The organism is Lacimonas salitolerans, assembly GCF_042677865.1.
GTDB classification, from domain to species: Bacteria; Pseudomonadota; Alphaproteobacteria; order Rhodobacterales; family Rhodobacteraceae; genus Lutimaribacter; species Lutimaribacter salitolerans.
Map to the genome: position 1 here is coordinate 1 of NZ_JBHUDD010000107.1, position 3,170 is coordinate 3,170.

Sequence of the window (3,170 nt, forward strand, 5' to 3'; positions counted from 1 at the left end):
GATACAGTCATGACCCAACCCTCCCATTCCCTCGAATAGAGTTGAATCAGAGATCTCCAATATCCGCAACTGTAGTACTAGTAGTGGAAACGAAGTTGCGCAATTTCAAGGCGTTGATCCGCATCCGTGCCCAAAACGCGATAGACCATCCGGTGTTCCTGAGTGATGCGGCGTGACCACCAGCCTTTCAGATCGCCGCGCACAGGTTCCGGTTTGCCGATGCCTGAGAATGGCGTGCGTTGGCATTGGCGGATCATGTCATTGATGCGCTGGCGGGTCTTTTCGCTGGTGGCGGACCAGTGAAGGTAGTCATCCCAGGCGGCATTGGCAAAGACCAGCTTCACCCGATCAGATCACGCTCGGAGCCCGTGCCTGCGTCAAGCTGACCGATCGCGTCGCGCAGTCGTTCTGCATTGCGCGGGCTGGACAGCAGGTGCAGGGTTTCTGTGATCGCGTTCCATTCGTCCAGAGACACGATCACGACCGAGTCGCCATGCTTGCGGGTCACCACGACCTCTTGCTTGTCGTTCACGGCGCGGTCCATCACCGATTTCAACTGTGCCCGCGCGTCACTGTAGCTGATTACATCCATCCGCATAACTCCTTGTACAACTATATGTACAATGACTCTGCTGTTGTCAAGATCGACCGTCGGTCAGGCCTGCAGGTTCGCCGCAAGCCAGCGTTCCAGCCAGTGGATGTTGTAATCGCCCGACTGGATGTCGGGTTCCTGCAACAGCGCGTGGAACAGGGGCACGGTTGTGTGCACGCCGTCCACGATCAATTCGCCCAGGGCGCGGTTCAGGCGGGCCAGGGCCTCGGGGCGGTCGCGGCCATGCACGATCAGCTTGCCGATCAGGCTGTCGTAATAGGGCGGGATCGTGTAGCCGTCGTAAAGCGCGCTGTCCATGCGCACGCCCAGACCGCCGGGCGCGTGGTATTGCGTGATCTTGCCGGGGCTGGGGGCGAAGTTGGGCAGTTTTTCGGCGTTGATGCGCACTTCAATGGCGTGGCCGTTGATGACCAGATCCTTCTGACCGAACGACAGCGGCAGGCCTTCGGCGACGCGGATCTGTTCGCGCACAAGATCGACGCCAAAGATCGCCTCGGTCACCGGGTGCTCGACCTGCAGGCGGGTGTTCATCTCGATGAAGTAGAACTCGCCATCCTCGTACAGGAATTCGATGGTGCCGGCACCGCGATAGCCCAGTTTGCCCACGGCATCGGCGCAGATCTTGCCGATGCGGGCGCGTTCGCTGTCGCTGATGGCGGGGCCGGGGGCCTCTTCGAACACTTTCTGGTGACGCCGCTGGAGCGAGCAATCGCGCTCGGCCAGATGCAGGCCGGTGCCCTTGCCGTCGCCAAAGACCTGGATCTCGATGTGACGCGGCTTTTGCAGGTATTTCTCAATATAGACCTCGTCATTGCCGAAGGCGGCCTTGGATTCCGACCGGGCGGTCAGAAAGGCGCGCTCCATCTCGGCCTCGGAGGTGGCGACCTTCATGCCGCGCCCGCCACCGCCGGCGGTGGCCTTGATGATCACCGGATAGCCGAAATCGGCGCCGATCTGCTTTGCCTCGTCCAGCGTGGCCACGCCGCCTGCCGATCCGGGGACGACAGGAATACCCAGCGCCTTGGCGGTTTCCTTGGCGGTGATCTTGTCGCCCATGATGCGGATATGCTCGGCCGAGGGGCCGATGAAGGTGATGCCGTGATCCTCGACGATCTGCACGAAGGCGGCGTTCTCGGACAAGAAGCCATAGCCGGGGTGGATCGCCTGCGCGCCGGTGACTTCGCAGGCCGAGATGATCGCGGGGATCGACAGGTAGCTGTCGGTACTGCTGGGCGGACCGATGCAGACGGATTCGTCGGCCATGCGCACATGCATCGCGTCCGAATCGGCGGTGGAATGCACCGCGACCGACTGGATGCCCATTTCGCGGCAGGCGCGGATGACGCGCAGGGCAATCTCGCCGCGGTTGGCGATCAGGATCTTGTCGAACATCTGCGCCTCACTCGATGATCATCAGGGGCGCGCCGTATTCCACCGCGCCGCCGTCTTCGACGAGGATGCGGCGCACGGTGCCCGCGCGGGGGGCGGGGATGTGGTTCATGGTCTTCATGGCTTCGATGATCAGCAGGGTGTCGCCTTCGGACACGGTGTCGCCGACGCTGACGAATGTGGGCGCGCCCGGCTCGGCCTGAAGGTAGATCGTGCCGACCATGGGCGAGGGCACGGCACCGGGATGGCTGGCGGGGTCGGTGTCAGGCTCGGGGGCCGGGGCAGAGGCGGCGGGCGCATATTGCGGTGCGGGGGCGGCGGTGGCAGGCATGACGGGGGCAGGCATCTGCACGGCATGGCGGCTGACGCGGACGTTCAGGCTGTCGTTGTCGGCGTATTCGCGCATCACCTCAAGCTCGGTCAGGTCGTTTTCGCGCAGCAGTTCTGCCAGTGCCTGGATGAAGGTCACATCCGCATCATGGGTCTTCTTGGTCATCGGTGTCCTCGCCGGTTCTGTGCGTCGGGCGCTGTGTGGCGCCCGGCCCTTGGCTGCCGCTTATAGGGGATCACGCGTGCCACGAAAAGCGGCGACTTGCCCGGAAACCGGGGCATTTGCACACGGATGGCAAGGGAAAGGCGGTGCGCGGTCCGGTTTGTCGGGAACCCGGTCGGGATTCGGGGCGTTTTGCATCATGCAAGCGGGCCAGACTTGCGCTTTGTTGCGTGGCCGGGGTGGGGTGAACAGTCCGCGGCAGGGGTTTTCGGTGCATGTCCTCCGACGCGGTATCGGGTTTTTTCCGAAAAGGTATATATATTGACTATCCTATGTATATTGTGAGCCCGTCGGGAGGCACGCGGCCCCCGGTGACACTTGGACGAAAGAAGGAGCCTGAAGATGGCGAACAAATCCACGATCAAGAGCCTGAAAAAGGAAGTCAAAGCCCGCAAGGCCAAGGTTGCCCGTCAGGAAAGCAAGCTGAAGAAAGCCAAGAAGGCGCTGAAAAAGGCGGCCTGATCCATAGTGGCCGGGGGGCGGGCCCGTTTCTGATCCGGCGCCCGACCCCGGCACGCAACGCGAGAGCGACATAGTACTACAGTTGCGCATTATGGCGAGTCTTTCGATGTGCGATGGCGGCAGCGACTTGATGCTCGCGTCGCCACCGCGACC

General features: G+C 62.4%; 4 protein-coding genes. All 4 read right to left on the reverse strand.

From position 1 onward, the window contains the following. Positions 1-77: 77 nt before the first annotated feature. The 4 genes from ACFTOW_RS13690 to accB all read right to left on the reverse strand — a co-directional run bounded on the left by ACFTOW_RS13690 (position 78) and on the right by accB (position 2,498). Positions 78-344, reverse strand: coding sequence for a Txe/YoeB family addiction module toxin (locus ACFTOW_RS13690; protein WP_379916640.1), 267 nt, complete (start codon positions 342-344; stop codon positions 78-80). Beyond that, the gene (locus tag ACFTOW_RS13695; protein WP_379916642.1) at positions 341-592 is read right to left on the reverse strand and encodes a type II toxin-antitoxin system Phd/YefM family antitoxin; all 252 of its coding nucleotides are present in this window, start codon (positions 590-592) and stop codon (positions 341-343) included. The genes ACFTOW_RS13690 and ACFTOW_RS13695 overlap by 4 nt, the downstream gene beginning before the upstream one ends. Positions 593-655: 63 nt before the next feature. Then, complete coding sequence (accC, locus tag ACFTOW_RS13700; protein WP_379916644.1) at positions 656-2,005, reverse strand: acetyl-CoA carboxylase biotin carboxylase subunit; 1,350 nt, start codon at positions 2,003-2,005, stop codon at positions 656-658. A gap of 7 nt (positions 2,006-2,012) precedes the next feature. Next, a complete protein-coding gene (accB, locus tag ACFTOW_RS13705; protein ID WP_379916646.1) occupies positions 2,013-2,498 on the reverse strand; it encodes an acetyl-CoA carboxylase biotin carboxyl carrier protein in 486 nt (161 codons plus the stop codon). Positions 2,499-3,170 lie beyond the last annotated feature (672 nt).